Origin of the sequence: Gloeobacter violaceus PCC 7421, from assembly GCF_000011385.1 — a bacterium.
Taxonomy (GTDB): domain Bacteria; phylum Cyanobacteriota; class Cyanobacteriia; order Gloeobacterales; family Gloeobacteraceae; genus Gloeobacter; species Gloeobacter violaceus.
The window spans coordinates 3,005,523-3,024,146 of sequence record NC_005125.1; the positions used below are offsets into that span (position 1 = coordinate 3,005,523).

The window sequence follows — 18,624 nt, forward strand, 5'->3', positions numbered from 1 at the left end:
AAATTGCAGTACGCCCAGGCTCAAAGGCGCCGATCGAGAAACCGCTCCAGGCACCGTTCCGCCAGGGCGGCGATGGTGAGCGCCGGATTTGTGCAGGCGGTCGAGCCGGGGATAAGCGCCCCGTCCACCACGTAGAGTCCCTCGTAGCCTCGGACGCGACCATCGGTGTCGCATACTTTGTCCATGGCCGCGCCACCGAGGGGATGGGCAGTGATCCCGGTGTCCGCCGGGGCCGTTGTCGCCGTCTCGTTGGCCGCATCGAGGATGTCGTAGGTGAGTTGCACCGCCTGCGCGTTGCGTCGGGCGGTGGCCGTGGCGGTGGGCCAGTTGAGCGCGACAGTGTCCGTGGCGGCGTCGTAGCTGAGCGAGCCTTCCGGCTTGACCGGCTGGAGCCCTGTATGGACCAGGGCTCCTTGCGGGCTGTTGTAGAAGGGCGTGTGCACAAGCACAGTCGGGGCGAGCGGGTTGTCGAGATGTTCGATGACTGCTGTCGCCGGTCCCCCTTGGGTGGGATTGGTCGGCGTGCTGCCCTGGCGGGTGCCCAGCGTGTCGCCGTTGGTTCCCCAGAAGCGGCCCACCGCCTGGTTCAAACGGGGTAGGGTTCCTGTCGCTTTTGCCCGCAGCAGCAGTTCGGTCGTACCGATCGAGCCCGCCGCCAAAAACAAATAGCGGCAGCGAAACGTGCGGCGGACCTGTACCTGCCCGGCCTCGTCGATCTGGTTGCACTGGATTTGAAAGCCGCCCCGGCCCGCTTCGGCAATGGCCGTCACCACATGCAAGGGGAGAATTTCGACATTGCCCGTCGCTTCCGCCTGGGCCAGGTAGTTGCGGTCAAGACTGTTTTTGGCGCCGCTGTTGATGCCGTAGAAAACATCGCCCACGATCGTAGAAGCCGCCCGACGGCCTTGGATCTCCTGGCGCACGATGTCCCAATCGACGGCAATATCGAGAAGGCGATGGCTGAGACCGGCGCGGGCCGCCTGCTGCAAGAAGACGCGGGTGCCCTCGTAGTAGGGTGTCCCCAGGATGTCCGCGGGCACAGGCGCGGGCTTGAGCTGAGAGCGCACCCGCGGGTAGTAGACCCGATCAAGTTCGTCGTAGTCGATGGACCCTGGAAAGGCTTGATAGAACAGTTCGCGGCGGGGTTGGTAGAGCACGGCGTTGTAGACGAGCGATCCGCCGCCCACGCCGGCCCCGCGGAAAGCGGCGATGCCGTTGCCGACCTTGACATCCAGGATGCCCGTGTAGATATCGATCGCCACCGGCTCAAACAGCAGGGTTGTCGGGCTAAGCCAGGCAGCCCGTCCGTCCGGCTTGCTGTAGGTGCAAAACGTATCTTGGCTCGGCGCAATCGGCCAGCGGCGGCCGCGCTCCAGCACCAGGGTGCTAAAACCGGCCTGACCCAAACGCAGAGCTGCTACTGCCCCGCCGAACCCGCTTCCAATTACCACGGCGTCGAGCGCCGCATCGGCGCCGCGGGCCGGCTCGATCCGCGCGCCGGCTGACGCCAGCAGAGCGGCCTGCAGCAGACGGCGACGCTTCAAGCGCATATCAGTCATCGGTACTCTCGGTAGGGTGCTTCAAAGGGGGCTACCGGCCAATTTTGAGGATGAGCTTGCCGGTGGTGGCCCGCTGCTCGATGCGGCGGTGGGCCTCGTCGGCCGCCTCGAGGGGCAGTACGCCGCTGATCGGAACGTGCAGTTCATCCCGGGCGATCCACTCGAGCACCCGGCGCGCGGCGTCTTTGATCTTCTCGGGCGCCTGCAGGCACACCGCCAGCAGATTGAAGCCCTGCACCCCCTTACTCGACAGCCATAGGCCGTTGGTCGACTGAAAAGTGTCCTCGCCGTTGCCGGCATTGCCCAGAACGATAAGCTGCCCCAGCACGCTCAACACTTCGAGGCTCTCGCTGCGCAGGTTGCCGCCAACCGGATCGACGACGATCTGCACCCCGGCGCCACCCGTGGCCGCGATCACCGCCTCACGGTAGTGCTCGCGCAAAAACACGCGGTCGTAACCGTGCGCTTGGGCGTAAGCAATCTTGTCGGGGCTGCCGACGGTGCCGAGCACCTGGCCGGCTCCGAGCCGACGGGCGACTTGGCCGAGAGCGCTGCCGAGTCCCCCGGCCGCCGCATGCACCAGCACCGCATCACCGGGGGTAAATCGAGCGGCGGCCGACAGCACCAGATAGGCCGTGATCATGGTGCAGGGGAAGGCGGCGGCGGCGGCGAGATCGACGGGCCTTTCGAGAGTATCAAGAGCGAAGGTGAGGGCGGCGGGGGAGCGCACCACCTCCGCATAACCGCCCTGGCCGACGATGGTGAGCGCGGCGACCGGTTGGCCGACCTGCAGGTCCGTCACCCCCTCGCCGACAGCCCGAATGTGGCCTGCCACCTCGATGCCCGGTACAAAGGGCAACGGCACAGCGACGAACCCGCGCCGGAACATCAGTTCGAGATAATTGACTCCGGCGTACTCGACATCGATGGTGACTTCGCCGACTTCAGGCTGGGGGTCGGGCATCTGACAGGCTGCGAGATTCTCCGGTCCGCCGAAACTTTTGATCGCGACTGCACGCATAAAAAAGACTCCATTGCTCGGATAAACGGTGGAAGCGTCGGCGATTGTCAGTCCCGGCCCCGGACAGGCGCCGGGCCAATGCGGTCGACAGAGGCTTTTTGAAAGCGGCCGGACAGCACGTCGCTGGCCGGGTCGGTTTGGATGAAAAGAATCTCTTTGCCGAGGCTCACCAGCACAAAGTTGAGCTGCCGCACCGCGCCGGAGGACGTGGTAGTCACAGACATCACCCCCGTACAGTCCGGGTTGATCGTGTACGCGATGGTGGCGGTCCGCTCGGCCACACTGCCCACCGCGTTCGCCGTCTCCGTCAAAGTGCCCCCGCCCCGCCCGTCAAAGTCGGCCGCCCCAACGCTAAGAAGCGGTGTGATTACCGCTCCGGCGCTCGGCGGGCTGACCTGTGGATTGGAGCCCCCGGCTGCAAAAGCGTATTCTCCCCGCAGGCTGCCGGGGGTGCAGCTGCCGCCCGGCCGGGTGGTGGCGGGCATCCACAGCTTTTTGAAGGTGGCGGCCACCACGGGCGAGGTCGGAACCTTCTGTACCAGCAGCACTTCGTTGCCGTGGGCGGTAACGGCGATGCTGTAGGTATTGGTCGTGCCGGTCAAGGTACTGGTGGCGACCATCTCGCCGCTGCAGTCCGGGTTGATCTGATAGGTGCCCGTAAAGGAAGTGTCGAGCGCCTCGCCGTTGACGTTCAGCTTTTCGGTCATCAAGGTGAGATTGCCCTTGCCGTCGAAATGGCTGATGCCGACGCCCACCAGAGGACCGAGAAAGGGAATCGGCGAGGGCGGATCGGTGGGCACGCCCGTGCCGCTCACGATAAAGCCGTAGTCGCCTTGAACCGCAGCGAGGCCGCAGGCGGGTCTGGCCTGCGAGACCTGCGGGGCAAAGCTGCCCAGACCGAAGGCGGTACAGGTTGTCAGTCCGAGGATCAAAAGACAACGCATAGTCGGCACTCTCCTAGCGATGGATATTGGGCGGAATACTGTTCTTGATGCGCAGGCGGGCGGGCCACAGGCCGAAGGCGAGCAGCCGCGTCGGCAGTTCCCGCAGCCCGGGCAGGCGCAGCAGCCGCCGCAGCAGGGTCGGTTTGGGCGGAATGCCTTCGTTGGCGGCTGTGGCCAACAGCTGGTCCTGGATCATCGCCTGGTAGTACTGGCTGAGGCGGGTGGGCAGTTCCCGGCGGCGCTGGACGGCGGCCAGGTGGCCCACCCCGACGCGCCCGCTGCGCAAAGGCCCCGCCAGAACATTGGCCGCAGCGACCGCGTCCTGGATTGCGTAGCTGATGCCCACCCCACCGAAAGGCGACATCACGTGGGCCGCATCGCCAATCAGCAACAGCCCCGGGCGGTACCAGCGGCGGACATAACCCGATTCGACCGACAGCAGCGACGCCTGTGACCAGTCCTTGAGCAGCCCCACCCGGTCGGCCAGTTCCGGCACCAGCGTCGTCACCGACCGGCGCAACCCCTCGATGCCCTGGGCGCGCAGTTTCTGGTAGGTGCCCTTGCGGATGATATAGCTGATTTGCCAGACATCGGAGCGATCGGCCTGGCCCATGACCGCCCCCTGACCGACCCGGTAGAGTACCCCCTCCGGTTCGTGGGGGTAGCGCGGCAGGCGGAACCAGAGCACGTCTACGGCTTGGGAAAATTTGACCAGATCGATGCCGGCCATCTGGCGGGTGCGCGAGGAGCGTCCGTCCGCACCGACCGTCAGGGCGCAGCGGGCCTCCTGCGGTCCGTCCGGGCCATTGAAGACTACCCCGCGGATTTCGCCCTCCTCCTCGATGAGCCGCTGCACGCTGGTGGCCATGAAGACTCGGAAATTCGCGTAGCGCTTTGCCTCGGCGACCATGAAGTTCAAAAAGTCCTTCTGGGCGACCATGGTCATGTAGTTGTGGTGGGTCGGCAAGCGGCTGAAATCAGCCACCCGGGCCGCCCCCACGGCGCTGACCATGGTGAGGGTTTTGAGCTTGCTGTGCTTGTGCTCCAAAAGGCGCTCGGTCAATCGAAGATCGTCCATCAACTCCATGACCACGGCGTGCAGCGAGTCGCCCCGAAAATCGCGGTCGAAGTCTTTTTGCGCTTCGAAGAGGATCACCGAGACCCCCTGGCGGGCCAACAGCAGGGAGAGGACGGCCCCCGCCGGTCCGCCGCCGATGATGATGCAGTCCGCCTGCAAAGCGGCTTTGCCGCGTTCTGCAGCCAGGGTGTTGCGGTTGTTGAATGCCATGAGAAAACCCCCAAATATCTCTGTCTCAGGCCGCGGCCTGCCGATCGTCGATGAGCGGCAGCAAGGCTGCGAGCGAGCCGAGCCGCAGGTCGATGAGCCCCTCGTAGTCGCGGTAGTCGGCCTCGTGGAAGCCCGCCGTGACGATCCAGGCCGTCTGCAGCCCGGCTAGCTTCGCGCCGCGCAGCGCGTAGGGCGAATCGTCGACCATCAGCCACCCGCCGAGGTCGATGCCCAATTCCTCGCCGACTTGCCGGTAGCACAGGGGATTGGCCTTGGACAGACCGCGGGTGGAGCAAATCATGTCCCGTTCGATGCCGGGAACATGGTGCAACTGGTTAAAGGTGCCCTGGGTGGCGCTGCGCTGCGAGAGCACCTTGACTGGGATCCCCTGGCGGGCGCAGCCGGCAAGCAACGGCGCCAGCGCGTCGCCGATGCGGACCGCGGTACTGGTCTCGCGGTGCATCGCCTGCTGCACCTCGCCGATTTGACCCGGGATGGCGAAGGAGTGAAAAAACAACTCCAACAGCTCCCGGGGTGTACAGGCCGACGCCAGTTTGGCCACCGTGCGCACCGTCTGCAGCCCCACCGGTCCCTCGGCGGTGCGGCAGGCGTAGGCGTGCAGCCAGCGGATCATCAGTTCGTTGGAGTTGCCCGAGATCACCCCGTCGAAATCGAGAAATATCCCTTGAATGTTCATTGTTGTTCCTCGTCGTAACGCGATGGCAGTCCGGCTAGCCGGGCACGGCCTGGCTTTTGCGGCTGCGCAGGTGGTCGTAGCCCACCGGGTCGAAGACCCGAAACAGGCAGCTCATCTCAGCCACCACCGCCTCGTTTTGCAGCAGGCACAGATCGTTATGCATCTGCAGCAGCTCACCCCGGGAGTAGACGGGAGCGCGGCTGCGGGCAATCAAGAACACGGGCGCGTCCGTCTCGGCAAGCCGCAGGAAGCGGGCCTGGATCTCGTCGAGGATGAAGGCTTTGCCCATCGCCACGCCGTGGTAGACGTGCGAAAGCGCCGTCACCAGTTGGCGGGCGGCTTCAACGAGATAGAGCCCCGGAACGTGGTCTTTGGGGTGTTCGTAGAAGAACGGGTGCGCCGGATCCTGAACCATCTCGGCGAGCACCGTGTTTTCGTCCGCCCGGCTCAAGCGCGCCAACAGCACGTTGTGGTCGTAGTCCTTGTGGACCAACTGCCGATCGATGCGCTCGATGCGCCGCGGATCGAACTCCTGCTGCCAGGCCCGAAACCAAGGCATGCCCACGGCCGGATCCAACAGCGGGAGGACGGCGGCGGCGGGGACTTCGGCGGCCGGGGTCTGCTCCGCCAAAAACTCCGCCAAGTGCCCGAGGCCCGTGTTGTTAAAGAACAGGTTGATCGGGATATTGATCTGAAAGTCCTCCAGCACGCGCGCCCGCAGTTCCACCGCCATCAACGAATCGAGACCCAACTGGGTGAGCGGCTGCTGCGGATCCACGGCGTTCATCGGCTGGCGCAGCACCGCGGCCAGCTTCTCGCGCAGATAACCCCCCAGGTGCACCAGGCGCTCAGCGGGCGAAGCGGCAAGCAGCGCGTCGCGGGGTGAGACTTCTGCGGGTGCGGTCGCCTGCGGCGGACCGACAGGCAGATGGCCGTTGCCCACTGCGGCGAACCGCTTGGCAGCATGGCCGTTGCTCGCCTGCGCACCGTTCGCGCTTTCAAGCCAGAAGCGCTGCCATTGCCATGGGTACGCAGGTAGGGGGACGAACGGCAATGGTCCCTGCGGGTATAAAAGCCGCCAATCCACGCGGCAGCCCAGGGTATACAGTTGTCCGAGGCTTGCGAGCATCGTGGCCCGCTCATCCTCGTAGCGCCGCAGCGAAGGCAGGCAGGCGCCCTGCTTCCCCCGGCGCTCCAGGCATTCGGCCAGGGCGGAGGCCAGGGCCGGGTGCGGGCCGATTTCGACAAAGATATGGTGGCCGCTCTGGATCATCGCGTCGACCGCATCGGCAAACTGGACGGCTTCGCGCAGGTTGCGGCCCCAGTATTCGGCGTCGAGGTCGCTGCAAGGGTGGATTTGGCCGGTGACCGTCGAATAGAAGGGAATTTGCCCGGCTCGCGGCTTGAGATCGTGGAGGTATCCGATCAGTTCCGGGCGCATCGGTTCCATTTGGGGGCAGTGGAAGGCGTAGTTGACCGGCAGCATCTTGGTGGTCACGCCCCGTTGCTGAAGCTGTTCGAGGACGGCCGCCAGGGCGTCGGCCTCGCCGGAGAGGACCGTCGTGGTGGGGCTGTTGAGCGCGGCGACGGAGAGCCGGCCCGCGTAGGCGGCGATGAGCAGTTCCACCTCAGCGCGGCCCAGCCAGACGGCGGCCATCCGGCCCGCCCCGGTGGCGCGCTGCATCAGTTGCGCCCGGCGAAAAACCAACTGCAATGCGTCCGGTAGATTCAAAGCGCCCGCCACGTAGGCGGCGGCCACTTCACCGACGCTGTGGCCGACCACCGCATCGGGGGTGACGCCCCACGAACGCCAGAGGGCCGCCAGTGCCACCTGCAGGGCGAACAGGACCGGTTGGGCGATCTCGGTTTCCTGCAGGCGCGACTCGGTCTTCTCGGCGAGCAGTTCCTGCACAAGCGACCAGTCGGCGTAGCGGCCCATCAGGCGGTCGCACTCGCCGAAAACTTGCCGAAAGACCGCTTCGCGCTGCCAGAGTTGCCGCCCCATCGCCCACCACTGCGGCCCCTGGCCCGTGAAGACAAAGGCCACCTTCAGCGAACGGCTGGGCAGCTTGCGCCCCTGGCTGCCGCCGGGGGGGGTAACGCCCTGCAGCCAGGTTTCGAGGTGCCCGGCCAGTTCCGCCTGCGAGCGGGCGACCAGGCAGAGGCGATGGCTGTGGTGGGTGCGCCGGACCCCCGCGCTGTAGCACCATTGCGCCAGGGCGTCGGTCTCCGGTTCGGACACCAACCGCCTGCGCAAAGTGTCCGCCAGATCCCGCAGGGCCTCGGCGCTGCGGGCGGACAGGGGCAACAGCTGGGGACTGTCGTCCGCGGGCAAGCTTTCGAAGCCGCCCACCGGCGCCTCCTGCAGGACGATGTGGGCGTTGGTGCCGCCGAAACCGAAGGAACTCACCCCCGCCCTGGCCGGTCCCTCCCGCCGCGGCCAGGGTTCCAGGCGTTCCTGCACCCTGAGGGGCAGACGATCGAAGGGGATATGCGGGTTGGCCGCTTCGAAGTGCAAATTGGGCGGGAGGAGCCGGTGCTGGAGGGCCAGCACCACCTTGATGAGACCGGCGATACCCGCCGCCGCTTCGAGGTGGCCGATGTTGGTCTTGGCCGAGCCGACGCGGCAGGGCCGGTCCGCGGGGCGGCCCTCGGCGAGCACCGCGCCGAGGGCGAGCGCTTCGATCGGATCGCCTAAGGGGGTACCGGTGCCGTGGGCCTCGACATAGTCGATCTCGCCTGCGGGAATGCCGGCGTCGGCCAGGGCTGCGCGGATGACGGCCTGCTGGGCGTAACCGTTGGGGGCGGTGAGGCCGTTGCTGCGCCCGTCCTGATTGGTGGCGGTGCCGCGGATGATCGCGAGGATCGGGTCACCGTCGCCCAGGGCGCGCGTCAGGGGCTTGAGGATGACTGCACCGCAACCTTCGCCGCGCACGTAGCCGTTCGCCCGGCTGTCGAAGGTTTTGCAGCGGCCGTCGGGGGAGAGCATGTGCGCCTTGGCAAGCGATATGCTCAGCTCCGGGGTCAGCATCAACTGCACACCGGCGGCCACCGCCAGGGTGCACTCGCCCCGGCGCAGACTCTGGCAGGCCAGGTGCACCGCCACCAGCGAGGAGGAACAGGCCGTGTCGACCGCCAGGCTCGGCCCCCGCAAATCCAGCAGGTAGGAAAGACGGTTGGCGGCGATGCAGTAGATGCCGCCGGTGCTCGCGTAGGCGTCGATGTCGTCGGGCTGGTTGAGATTGAGCCGGTAGTAATCGCTGTTGCAGATGCCCACAAAGACGCCGGTCTGGCTGCCCGCCAGCTGCTCGAGCGGTTGACCGGCGCTTTCGAGCGCTTCGTAGGCCACCTCCAGTAGCAGCCGCTGCTGGGGGTCCATGTACTGGGCTTCCCGGGCCGAGATCCCAAAAAACTGGTTGTCGAAGCGATCGACCCCGCCCAAGAAACCGCCCCAGCGGGTGTTCATCGTCCGGGGGGCGATCGCTTGCGGGTCGTAGAAAGCATCCACGTCCCAGCGCTCGGCGGGCACCTCGGCGATCGCATCGACACCGTCGCGCAAGAGCCGCCAATACTCCAGAGGATTCGCAGCGCCGGGAAAACGGCAGCCCAGGCCCACAATCGCTATCGCTTCCATCGCGGCTCTCCTTGATCAGGCTTCGGGTGGGCCGGGCCGGCAGCTTCCTCGGCGATCCGGTGGCTGAAGGACACCAGGGTCGGGTGGTTCCAGAACAGCGTCGGCGACAGGTGCAGATCGAGCCACTCCTCCAGTTGGGCCAGCAAGATCAGCGCCTGGGCCGAACTGAGGCCGTGGCTGGAGAAGGTTTCCTCCGGGTCGATCTCTTCGGTGGAGATTTTCAGCCGCTCGCTCAGTTTGGCTTTCAGCCACTCCTGGATGAGGGCGGCGCCGGCGATCGGCTTGAGGCTGGACTGGGAAGACATCGGGCTCATCGGTGTACCTCTAAAACACGACTCGATTGCATAGCTCTGGCGACGGGCCGGTACTGGTTCCAGGAACCCGGGATGCGCAGGCCCTGCAGGCGCATCCCTTCGAGGCGCTGCAGCAAAGCCGCTCCGCGCATCAGGTGCCAGGCCACGTCCAGGACGCTGCGGTTGGCGGGCTCGGCGAGGTAGGTGGTTTTTACCCAATGGTTGAACGCACCCATCGCCGGACCGCACCAGATCTGGTAATCCGCCTCGCGGCCCGGTTCACCGGTGTTGGACCAGCGCGAAGAAAGACCCAGGTACCAGCGAAAAACCAGCGCCATTTTGCGCTTGGGGTTGTCCGTGGCCCGCTGGATCTGGTCGGGATCGCGGCTTGTGAAATAGGCGACGGTATCCCGCCAGATCGCCTCTAAAGGCTGGCGGAAGATTTGCTTTTCGAGCTTCTCGCGCTCGGGGCCGGGGATGGCTTCCAGCGACTCGTGGGTTCTGTACAGCTCAAAAAGCTTCTGGGCACGGCTGGCAAACAGGGTGCCCCGCTTGAGCACCTGCAGCTTGACGCCCAATTCGAACATATCGGCGGCCGGGGCCATCGCCACATCGGCCAGATCGGCCTGGGCCAGCAGTTGCTTGGTGTGGCGGGAGGCGCCGGCTTCTGTGCACGCCTGGTTGACCGAACCGGTCACCACGTAGGCGGCCCCCATCGCGAAGGCGGCCTGGACCGCGTGGGGGGTGCCGATACCGCCGGCTGCACCCACCCGCACCGGCCGGGTGTAACCGAAGCGCTCCTGGATCTCGTCGCGCAGGGCGATGATGGCCGGCAGCAGGCAGACCAGAGGCCGGTTGTCGGTATGGCCGCCCGAGTCGGCTTCGACGGTGAGGTCGTCGCACATCGGCACCTGCTCGGCCAGTTGGGCCTGCAGTTCGCTGATCTGGCCGCTTTCGACCAGTTGTTTGAGCACAGGGTGCGGAGCGGGCTGCAAAAAGCGCGTCGCCACTTCCGGGCGGGACACTTTGGCGATGATCTTGTTGCCGATCGCGACCTCGTCGCCCCGGCGACTCAACCCGGCTGCCCGGTAGCGGACGATGCTCGGGGTGAGATCCATAAATGCCGAGGCTTCGACCGTCGTCACGGCGTATTTGAGATAGAGATCGACCGCCCCTCGCTCGATCGCCGCTTCGCTGGGGCTGTGGATCAAGTTGAATGCGTAGGGTCCCGTCGGCAGCGCCTGCTGGATCCGCTGGATTGCCGCTTCGATGCGCTCAGGCACCAGCCCGGCCGCCCCGAACGACCCGAGCAGGCGCTCGCGGCCGAGGGCAATCACCATCTCCTCCGAAGCGATGCCGTTGGCCATCGCCCCAGTAACATAGGCATACTTGACCCCGTGATCGATCCGGAAGCGATCGTCCCCGAGTTGCTCGGGCAACAGCGGCGGCGCCTTCAAGAGCAGTTGGGCCGTGGCGGTCCTGCCGCGCCCGGTGGGAGCGGGGCCGCCGCTTTGGGCCATGCCGACGCGCTCGTCGATTTTGACGACGTACAGCGGCCGGTCCCCATCGAGCGCCATCGCCCGCATAGCCTCTTCGTCGAAGGCAACCGACTCCAGCGGACCTTCCCAGGACTGGTAGGGGTTGAAGCAGAAACCCAAATATTCGAGACGGTTGGATTGTGGCACGGTGCGCCTCCTTGAGAAATAGAACGGTTGTCCGGTAGGCCACCCATCAGCGCAGAGGGCTGCGGCCGGGTGCCGCCAGCCGGCGCGCCAGCTCGATTTGCAACTGCACCAGGGCGCCGATTTGCTGAAGACCCTCCTGCCGCGCCTGCAGATGGCTGCCGTGGGCTTCAGAGAGCAAGAGCGCGTGCTCAAGCCGGGGCCGGAGGAACGGAGCAGGCAAGGGCACCTGCACGGGCGCGGCCGGGGTCGCCTGAAGCGGTTGGGCCGACGACGCCACCCCAAACAGCGGCGCCAGATCCAGCGCCACCCGATGGCTGACCAACCTGGCCAGCAGTTGCACCAGGCCGGTGTGATCGTCGGTGCCCCGCTTGTTGATGGACACGGCCAGATGGGCGCGCTCGCCGAGGGTCTCGGTGATCCAGCGCGAGCAGGTGCTGGCCGGGCCGAGTTCGACAAAGATCCTGGCCCCGTCGGCGTAGGTCTGCTCGATCAACCGGCGAAAGTCCACCGGCCGGCAGATGCCCCCGGCGACCGCCGGGGCGACCGCCTCCGGGGTGAGGACGACAGGCGCGTACCCCGACGCGCCGCAATAAAACGCGACGCCGGGTACGGGGCGCACCGGTTGGTCGCTCAGGCTCAACAGCTCCGCATAGGCGGACTCCATAGCCGGGCAGTGCAGGACGTGGCTTGCCGGGGCGCGAAAACATTCGCAACCCACGGCGGCGATCACCCGGCGGCAAGCTGCTTCCTCACCGGCAATCACCACCTCCTCGGGGGTATTGACGTGGGTGAGGAAGACGCGCTCCTCGGTTTTGAGCTGCTCGCGCACCCGCTCGGGAGCGGCCATCAGCACATAAGTTCCCCAGCACAGGGCGTCTGGGTCTTTGCCCCAGAAAGATTCCAGCACCTGCATCGGTCCCGAAAGCCCGGTGCGAAACAGCGGCGAAGTGCGCAGGGCGGCGTAGCTGTCCCACTGCTGCCAGGCGCCCAGCGCGTAGAACATGCTCGTCTCCCCCAGGCTGTAGCCGAAGGCGGCCTGGGGTTCGATGCCGAAATACCCGCGCAAAATGGCGGTGTGCAGTACGGCAAAACCGACCCCAGATTCGATCATCGCCACCGGATCTTCGGCCAACTGGGCTTCGAATGCCTCCAACTGGCGTCGGCAGAGGCGTTCCAGGCTGCGCGGATAGAGCTGCGCTTCTCTGAGCAACAGACCCGGATCGTCGGTCAGCCGCTCCAGCAAGCGGTGGCAATCCGGAAACAGCGGCAGCAGGTCGCGACCGAGGCCCAGGTAGGAGTTGAAAGCGCCGGGATACACAAAGGCGATGCCCGCCTGCGCCCCGAGGGGCGCGGGGGTGAAGTAACTGCCCAGCGGCGTCTTCCAATCCCGATTCCCGGTGCGGGCTTCGGGAATGCCTTTGCGGGCGCGTTGGATCTCGCGCAGCAGTTCGTCCCGGTTGCGGCCGACCAGGGCCAGTACGTAAGGGCTGGAAGGCTGCTCGGCAAAAGCCGCAAAGTACCGCCGGGCCATCGCCGCGACGTGCTCCACCGTTTCCAGCTCACTTTGCACGGCCTGCAACCGGGCCTCGATCTCCCCCGGGTCTTGCCCCGCCAGCAGCAGCAGTTGCAAAGGCATCCGCGAGAGCAGCGGGCTGACGCGCGGATACACACCCGTCGCCTCCGCCAGAATGAGATGGGCGGCCGTTGTGGCTTCGCCCGCCTGCAGCCCCGCCCGCCGCGGCCGGTCGATGCGGCTGAGCCACGGCCTCGACTCAGAGATCGTATAGAATCCGCCGTCCTGCCAATTGGCCAGTTGTTCCTGCTCGGGCCACGCCGGGCTGGCGGGCAAAAACCGGTAGTAGATAGCGAGGGCGGTCTGGATCAGGCTGCTGATCCCGGCGCGCAGGCCACCGTCTTGGCCGCCTCCCAAAGCGTAATGCAAAGGGGAGTCGGCACCTCCGAAAACCTGAGCGAAACCCGCGCCCATCTTGCCGCTGATTTCAGGTAAAACCACCGCCAGATAGTCGATGGCCTCGGGCAGGAGACCCGCAGACATCAAGGCTTGTCGGCAAGCGACCACAGCGGCTTGTTCCGGCTCATCGCCTGCGAGCTGAGGTACCAGGGCGAACGCTTCGATAACGGCGTAGATGCGATCGCGATCGCGCAGGGCCGCAGTATGGAACTTCAGGACAACCGCCGCGCTCACAGCGGCAGCACCGCCGTCCGGGTCGAGCCCTCTGCCTTCACCGATGACCACGGCCTCGACCTGCCCGTCCGTCAGCAACTGGCGGGCCGTTTCGAGGGTTTTGAACGCCGAGGTCTCTTCAGTGATGGTGCAGATGGGACCGACCGAATGGCCGCAGCGGGCAAAGTACTCAGCCATGAAACGAGTACGGATCTCCGGCCCGGCCGGAACCTGCCCGGCGTCCACCGTGAGCAGAACGGCGACTGCTTCCGGTCGCTCGCAAAGCCCGGCATCGTTCAGCGCTCCGAAAACGATGTCCAAACCCGGGCGGCGGCGTTGCGGGGTCTTAGGCGCTGCCGACTTGTGGTCATGCCCGAGGTAGGTGTCGTGGGCAAAGGCGTCCAGGCCCCCCTCGATGTCCATGCCGACCATGGCCAGAGACAGGTGCGTTTGTGTTTCCATCGGTTGCACATCCTGGCGATTCAAAATTCCTGGGACAGCGGACGCACCAGCAACTCGCAAACGTTCATCCGCAGCGGTTGGCTCAGCGCGTACAAAATGGCGTTGGCAATGTCCTGCGCCTGCAGCATCCGGGCATCGGGCCCGAAGAACGAGCCTTCTGAAGTAGGCGCCTGTTTGATCTCGGGGTCTTTGACCGAGTCGATGAGTTCGGTATCGACAGCACCCGACTGGATGTCGGTGACGCGAATGTCGTAACTGAGCACTTCCTTGCGCAGCGCGTCCGAGATGGCGCGCACCGCGAATTTGCTGTCACAGTAGACGGCTCCCCCCGGGAAGGTCAATTGCCCGGCGACCGAGCCGATATTGACGATGTGGCCGTGCCGGCGGGCGATCATGCCGGGCAGCACGGCGTGGGTGACGTAGAGAAGTCCTTTGATGTTGATGTCGACGATCGCGTCCCATTCGTCGACCCGGCCTTTGAGCAGGGGCGAAAGCGGCATCAGCCCGGCGTTGTTGACGAGAATATCCACTCCGCCACTGGCTTCAAGCTCGCGACCGAGGGTTTGCACGGCGGCCCGGTCCGCCACGTTCAGTTCCCGGACCATCGCTTTGCCCCCTGTCTGGCGGATTTTGGCGGCCAGGCTTTCGAGCCTGTCGAGTCGCCGGGCGGAGAGTACCACTTCGGCCCTCCGCTCCGCCAGGGTCAACGCGGTGGCAGCGCCAATCCCGCTGCTGGCGCCTGTGATCCAGGCGCGCTTTCCTTTAAACTGTGCCATGGCCTTGCTCCTCAATAGCTTGAATGCCGACGGCCGTTGTGGAGTGTCTACGGACCGTCGAGGGGCGATTCGTAAAAGTCTTTGTCGCGGGGAACGATGACATCGGCTTTGTGGGTGACATCGATGGCTACCCGGCCGCGGTTCATCGTGCAATCTTTGATGTGGCCGCCCACTTTCTTGTCGTCGCTGAGAAAGTGCATGTGGTAGCCCCCGACGTTGACCTGCTCCATGTAGGCGGGGAAGCGGAACCCGACCACTGTCCCCTTGACGTCGTAGTTATAGAACTGGGTGGCCTGGGCGAGCAGCTCCAAAAAAGGAATGTAGGGTTTGCTCTGACCGGGGGTGCTTTCTGTCTGCATATAACTGAAAGCGCCGTCGATCCGGAAGGCGTACATGACGTTGAGAGTTGGATATAGGGTGTCGAGTGTGGCGTAGAGATCCGGGCAGCTGATCGGCTTGTCGAAAGTCAAAATGCGGTCGGGTCTGAAGAATTTGACCGTCGCCCACGAGGCTTTTTCTGAATCGGCCAGCTCGTAGATGCTGCCGTCGGCCAGGATGTTGTAGAAGCGGCCGTCGACGGCAAACATTTCGCCGTCGATGCGGTCGGGGGCACCCAGGCCCATATCGCCGAATCGCTTGAGCATTCCATAGGTCACCACGCCGTCGTACAGAGCGGAGTAGATGGCTGTGGAGATCGAGGCTGTGAAAACCACGTCGTTGTTGTCCTGGCTGTCGGCGGAAGCTTTGTTGGTGAGGATCACATCGCTGGACGGCTTAGGCAGAGATTTTCCGGAGACCACATGCTTGCGGGAGTTGTTCGGCACAGGATGGGAAAAAAGGGCTGCCGGAAACGACAGAGTTACCAGCAGCAGGCAAAGCCCAACGGTCAGTTTTTGCTTCAAAGAACGCATCGCTTGAAACTCCTGGTACACAGTGCAGACAAATTGCGTTCGAAATCACTTCGAGGGAATATCAAAGTCCAAGTTGTCACAAAGCTTGTGGTTAATGTCTGTCAAGCATTGTTTTATTGGGCAGGAAGCTTTGTGGTTATTCGAGCACTTAAGTCGTCGGTTTTTAACCGGAGCCTATGACCTCTCCGTCGAGAGGAGATTGATAGTAAGGCAAGGTGTTTGGGAGGTCAACTTTGAGTTGAGAAGCAGCATCTATGTAAACGCGAGCCCTTCTGATTTTACAGGTATTGATGTGCCCTGCATTTTGCTTATCATTTGTAAGAAGATGAAGATGGTATTGAGGAACGTTAAGATCTGGGGCAGTTTTCTCGGGAAAACGGAAACCCATGAACGTTCCCTCGACGTCGTTCACTTCCTCGTTGACTGCATTTGCGAGACCTTCCGAAAAGGATGCATAAGGCTTTTCCATTCTGGGGAAGTTCTGATACTGAACAGAGTCAAAGACGCCTACAACCTTAATAGCATAGAAGACATTGACGGTTGGAAGCTTTTTGTCTAGTGTTGCCTTGAAATCCTCGCAATCGATAGGTTGGAGAATATCAAAGCTCTTCTCGGGCTTAAAGAATTTGACAGTGGCCCAGGAAACCGTTTCGGCGTCATCCGTCTCCCTCACGGTGCCATCCGTTTTAGACTGATAGTATTTGCCATCGATAGCCATGATTTCCCCGTCAATGTGATCGGGTGCGCCCAAGCCGAAATCGCCGTTTCGCTTCAGCTTGCCGTACGTAATATATCCATCGAATACAGATGAGTACAACGCGTCTGCCGTCGAGGCTTGGAAGACAACATCATCACTTACCGAATTGGGAACCGAAAATGCTGAGAGCGTAACTGCTCCGACGAGAGTGAGGCCCGACAAAAGCAGGATTCCCTTCAACTTTTTCCGCTTTTTACTGCCATCACCAACAAAAACTTTGCGAATGTCCATGGTCAAGCTCCTCTGTAATTTAAGTGTGAACAGCGGTTTTGCAACAGATACTGCCATTGCAAGAAATAGACGACTTTAGGGGATGATCACGGCGCGAAAGCGCACATCACCGCTGAAGACCCGGTCGAAAGCAAGGTTGATTTCATCGAGCGAGTAGGTCTCGGCAACGACTTTGACCTTGCCTTTAGCCGCGTAGTCGAGGGCTTCGAAAAGGTGCTCCGGGCCGTTTTGCTGCGAACCGATGATCCGCCAGCGGTTGACCAGCAGATCGCCACTCACCGCGAGGGTCTGGTTGTCGCTGGGAAGACCCATCAGCACCAACCGGCCGTCCGGGCGCAGCCCTTGCAAAGCTTCGCCGGTCGCCCGATACGAGTTGCTGCAGGCGAGGATCACATCGGCCCCCCCCGCCTCCCGCAGCGCGGCCCCGGAGGGAAACACCCCGTCAGCCCCGAGCGAGCGCACCAGTTTTTCTTTCGAAGGCGAGTGGGTGATGGCGAAAGTTTCGAAGCCCGCCGCCTTGCCGTACTGAACCGCCAGGTGCCCAAGACCGCCGATGCCCAATACTGCGACGCGCTCGTGGGGTTTCGGGTCGGCAAAGCGCAGCCCCGCCCAGACGGTGTAGCCCGCGCAAAATAGCGAAGCCGCCTGTTCGTAAGCGAGGGCGTCAGGTAACAGCACGGTCGCTTCGGCCTGGGCAAGCATATATTCGGCGTGGCCGCCCTGGGTCTGCACGCCCGTGCCCTGTTGATCTTTGCAAAAGAGCGCTTTGCCGCGCCGACACCATTCGCACCGCCCGCAGGCCAGCTGCAGCCACGGCACTCCGACGCGATCGCCCAGGCGACGCGTGCGTACTCCGGCACCGAGGGCGACAATTTCGCCCACTGGTTCATGGCCGAGGGTACGCGGGAAGCTGTCCGCGGGCCAGGCTCCTTCGGTGATGTGAATGTCGGTGTAGCACAGGCCGCTCGCTTTGATCCGGATGAGTACCTGGTTGATCCCAGGTTCGGGAATCGGCAGATCGCGGATTTCCCAACGGCCGTGCAGGTTCGGAACGACGGCGGCTTTCATCGAGAACGGGCTCCTGTCGCGGGTGATCTCAAGACAACGTCAGAGGCTGCGATCCGGGTCGAGGTAAGCTACCGCCCGGGTGCGCAGATGGGCCAGTTGCTCGTAGACGGGGTTGATTTTGCACAAAGGCGGGATGTCGATCACCCTGCCGAAGAGGCGCACCCGCCTGGCAAAGGGGCAAGTCGCCGGGATGAGCCGGCAGACCAGTCGAGCCGTCTGCTTGTCGGTGAACACGTAGGCATCCAACCACTGCTGAAGCTTGCGCACGGGTGACATGGCGATGGCCCAACGACGACCGGCCGCATTTGAAACTGGGGCGCCGAGCTGCGGCCCGGCCCGGCGCCGGGCGCTCACTGCCCTACTGGGCGACGTAGCCGCCGTCGATCATCAGCGAGTGGCCGGTGATATACCCGGCACCCTCCGAGCACAAGAAAAGGACGGTCTGTGCCACTTCCTCCGGTTTGCCCGGGCGGCCGAGCGGGTGCAAATTGATAAGCGTTTCGCGCACTTCCGGCTCGAAGCGCTCGTACATGTCGGTGTGGATGGCTCCGGGGCTGACCGCGTTCACCCGGATATTGGATTTGGCGTATTCGAGGGCGACGGCCTTGGTGAGGCCGAGCACCGCGTGCTTACTGGCCGTGTAGATAGGTACGCCCGGAAAACCGATCTCCCCGGCGATCGAGGACATGTTGACGATCGCCCCGCCGCCGTTTTTGAGCATTTGGGGAATTTCGTACTTCATGCAGAGCCAGGTGCCTTTGTAATTGATGTCGCTGATCCAATCGAAAAGCGCCTCGCTCTGGTCGGGCAGCGCAGATGGCTGTTGCTCGACGCCGGCGTTGTTAAAGGCAAAGTCGAGGCGGCCATAGACAGCCATCGTTTTTTCAACCATCGCCTCGATCTGGGCTGCCTGGGTGACGTCGGTCTGGACGAAAAAGCTGTCGCTGCCGGCGTCTTTGACAAGCTGCACGGTCTTTTCACTCTCGTCGGCGCGGCGGCTGGCCACCACCACCGCTGCTCCCTCACGGGCGAAAGCGACCGCCGTCGCCCGTCCGATGCCCACACTGCCGCCGGTAATGACGGCAACCTTGCCTGCAAATCGTGCCATGGATA

Annotated in this window: 15 protein-coding genes; all 15 read right to left on the reverse strand. The window is 64.0% G+C overall.

Translation table 11 applies throughout. The annotated features are described in order from the left end of the window. Nucleotides 1-20: 20 nt before the first annotated feature. Entirely contained in the window at nt 21-1,559 is a 1,539-nt protein-coding gene (locus tag GLL_RS14565; protein WP_011142818.1) for a GMC oxidoreductase, read from the reverse strand. A 31-nt stretch (nt 1,560-1,590) separates the two neighbouring features. Then, entirely contained in the window at nt 1,591-2,580 is a 990-nt protein-coding gene (locus tag GLL_RS14570; RefSeq protein ID WP_011142819.1) for a quinone oxidoreductase family protein, read from the reverse strand. Between the two features lie 47 nt (nt 2,581-2,627). Next, the gene (locus GLL_RS14575) at nt 2,628-3,524 is read right to left on the reverse strand and encodes a hypothetical protein (RefSeq protein WP_164929114.1); all 897 of its coding nucleotides are present in this window, start codon (nt 3,522-3,524) and stop codon (nt 2,628-2,630) included. A 13-nt stretch (nt 3,525-3,537) separates the two neighbouring features. Beyond that, nucleotides 3,538-4,812 (reverse strand): FAD-dependent oxidoreductase, encoded by a 1,275-nt coding sequence (locus GLL_RS14580; RefSeq protein WP_011142821.1) that lies wholly within the window; start codon nt 4,810-4,812, stop codon nt 3,538-3,540. 25 nt (nt 4,813-4,837) lie between these two features. Beyond that, nucleotides 4,838-5,509 (reverse strand): HAD family hydrolase, encoded by a 672-nt coding sequence (locus GLL_RS14585; protein ID WP_011142822.1) that lies wholly within the window; start codon nt 5,507-5,509, stop codon nt 4,838-4,840. Nucleotides 5,510-5,543: 34 nt separating this feature from the next. After that, complete coding sequence (locus tag GLL_RS14590; RefSeq protein ID WP_011142823.1) at nt 5,544-9,143, reverse strand: type I polyketide synthase; 3,600 nt, start codon at nt 9,141-9,143, stop codon at nt 5,544-5,546. Next, the gene (locus tag GLL_RS14595; protein WP_164929115.1) at nt 9,131-9,448 is read right to left on the reverse strand and encodes an acyl carrier protein; all 318 of its coding nucleotides are present in this window, start codon (nt 9,446-9,448) and stop codon (nt 9,131-9,133) included. Before GLL_RS14595 ends, GLL_RS14590 begins: the two co-directional genes overlap by 13 nt. A 5-nt stretch (nt 9,449-9,453) precedes the next feature. Then, a complete protein-coding gene (locus tag GLL_RS14600) occupies nt 9,454-11,121 on the reverse strand; it encodes a PfaD family polyunsaturated fatty acid/polyketide biosynthesis protein (RefSeq protein ID WP_011142825.1) in 1,668 nt (555 codons plus the stop codon). A 46-nt stretch (nt 11,122-11,167) separates the two neighbouring features. Continuing rightward, nucleotides 11,168-13,768: a type I polyketide synthase gene (locus tag GLL_RS14605; protein ID WP_164929116.1), complete on the reverse strand. Its 2,601-nt coding sequence runs from the start codon at nt 13,766-13,768 to the stop codon at nt 11,168-11,170. A 20-nt stretch (nt 13,769-13,788) separates the two neighbouring features. Beyond that, complete coding sequence (locus tag GLL_RS14610; RefSeq protein ID WP_011142827.1) at nt 13,789-14,544, reverse strand: SDR family oxidoreductase; 756 nt, start codon at nt 14,542-14,544, stop codon at nt 13,789-13,791. 47 nt (nt 14,545-14,591) lie between these two features. Then, nucleotides 14,592-15,455: an acetolactate decarboxylase gene (gene budA / locus GLL_RS14615; RefSeq protein WP_164929117.1), complete on the reverse strand. Its 864-nt coding sequence runs from the start codon at nt 15,453-15,455 to the stop codon at nt 14,592-14,594. Between the two features lie 163 nt (nt 15,456-15,618). Then, nucleotides 15,619-16,443 carry an acetolactate decarboxylase gene (locus GLL_RS14620; RefSeq protein ID WP_011142829.1) on the reverse strand — a complete coding sequence of 275 codons (825 nt, stop codon included), beginning with the start codon at nt 16,441-16,443 and terminating at the stop codon, nt 15,619-15,621. Nucleotides 16,444-16,518: 75 nt separating this feature from the next. Further along, on the reverse strand, nt 16,519-17,511 hold the full coding sequence (locus GLL_RS14625) for an alcohol dehydrogenase catalytic domain-containing protein (protein ID WP_011142830.1): 993 nt from the start codon (nt 17,509-17,511) through the stop codon (nt 16,519-16,521). A 39-nt stretch (nt 17,512-17,550) separates the two neighbouring features. Beyond that, nucleotides 17,551-17,787 carry a Mo-dependent nitrogenase C-terminal domain-containing protein gene (locus GLL_RS14630; protein WP_011142831.1) on the reverse strand — a complete coding sequence of 79 codons (237 nt, stop codon included), beginning with the start codon at nt 17,785-17,787 and terminating at the stop codon, nt 17,551-17,553. 82 nt (nt 17,788-17,869) lie between these two features. Then, entirely contained in the window at nt 17,870-18,619 is a 750-nt protein-coding gene (locus GLL_RS14635; protein WP_011142832.1) for an SDR family oxidoreductase, read from the reverse strand. Nucleotides 18,620-18,624 lie beyond the last annotated feature (5 nt).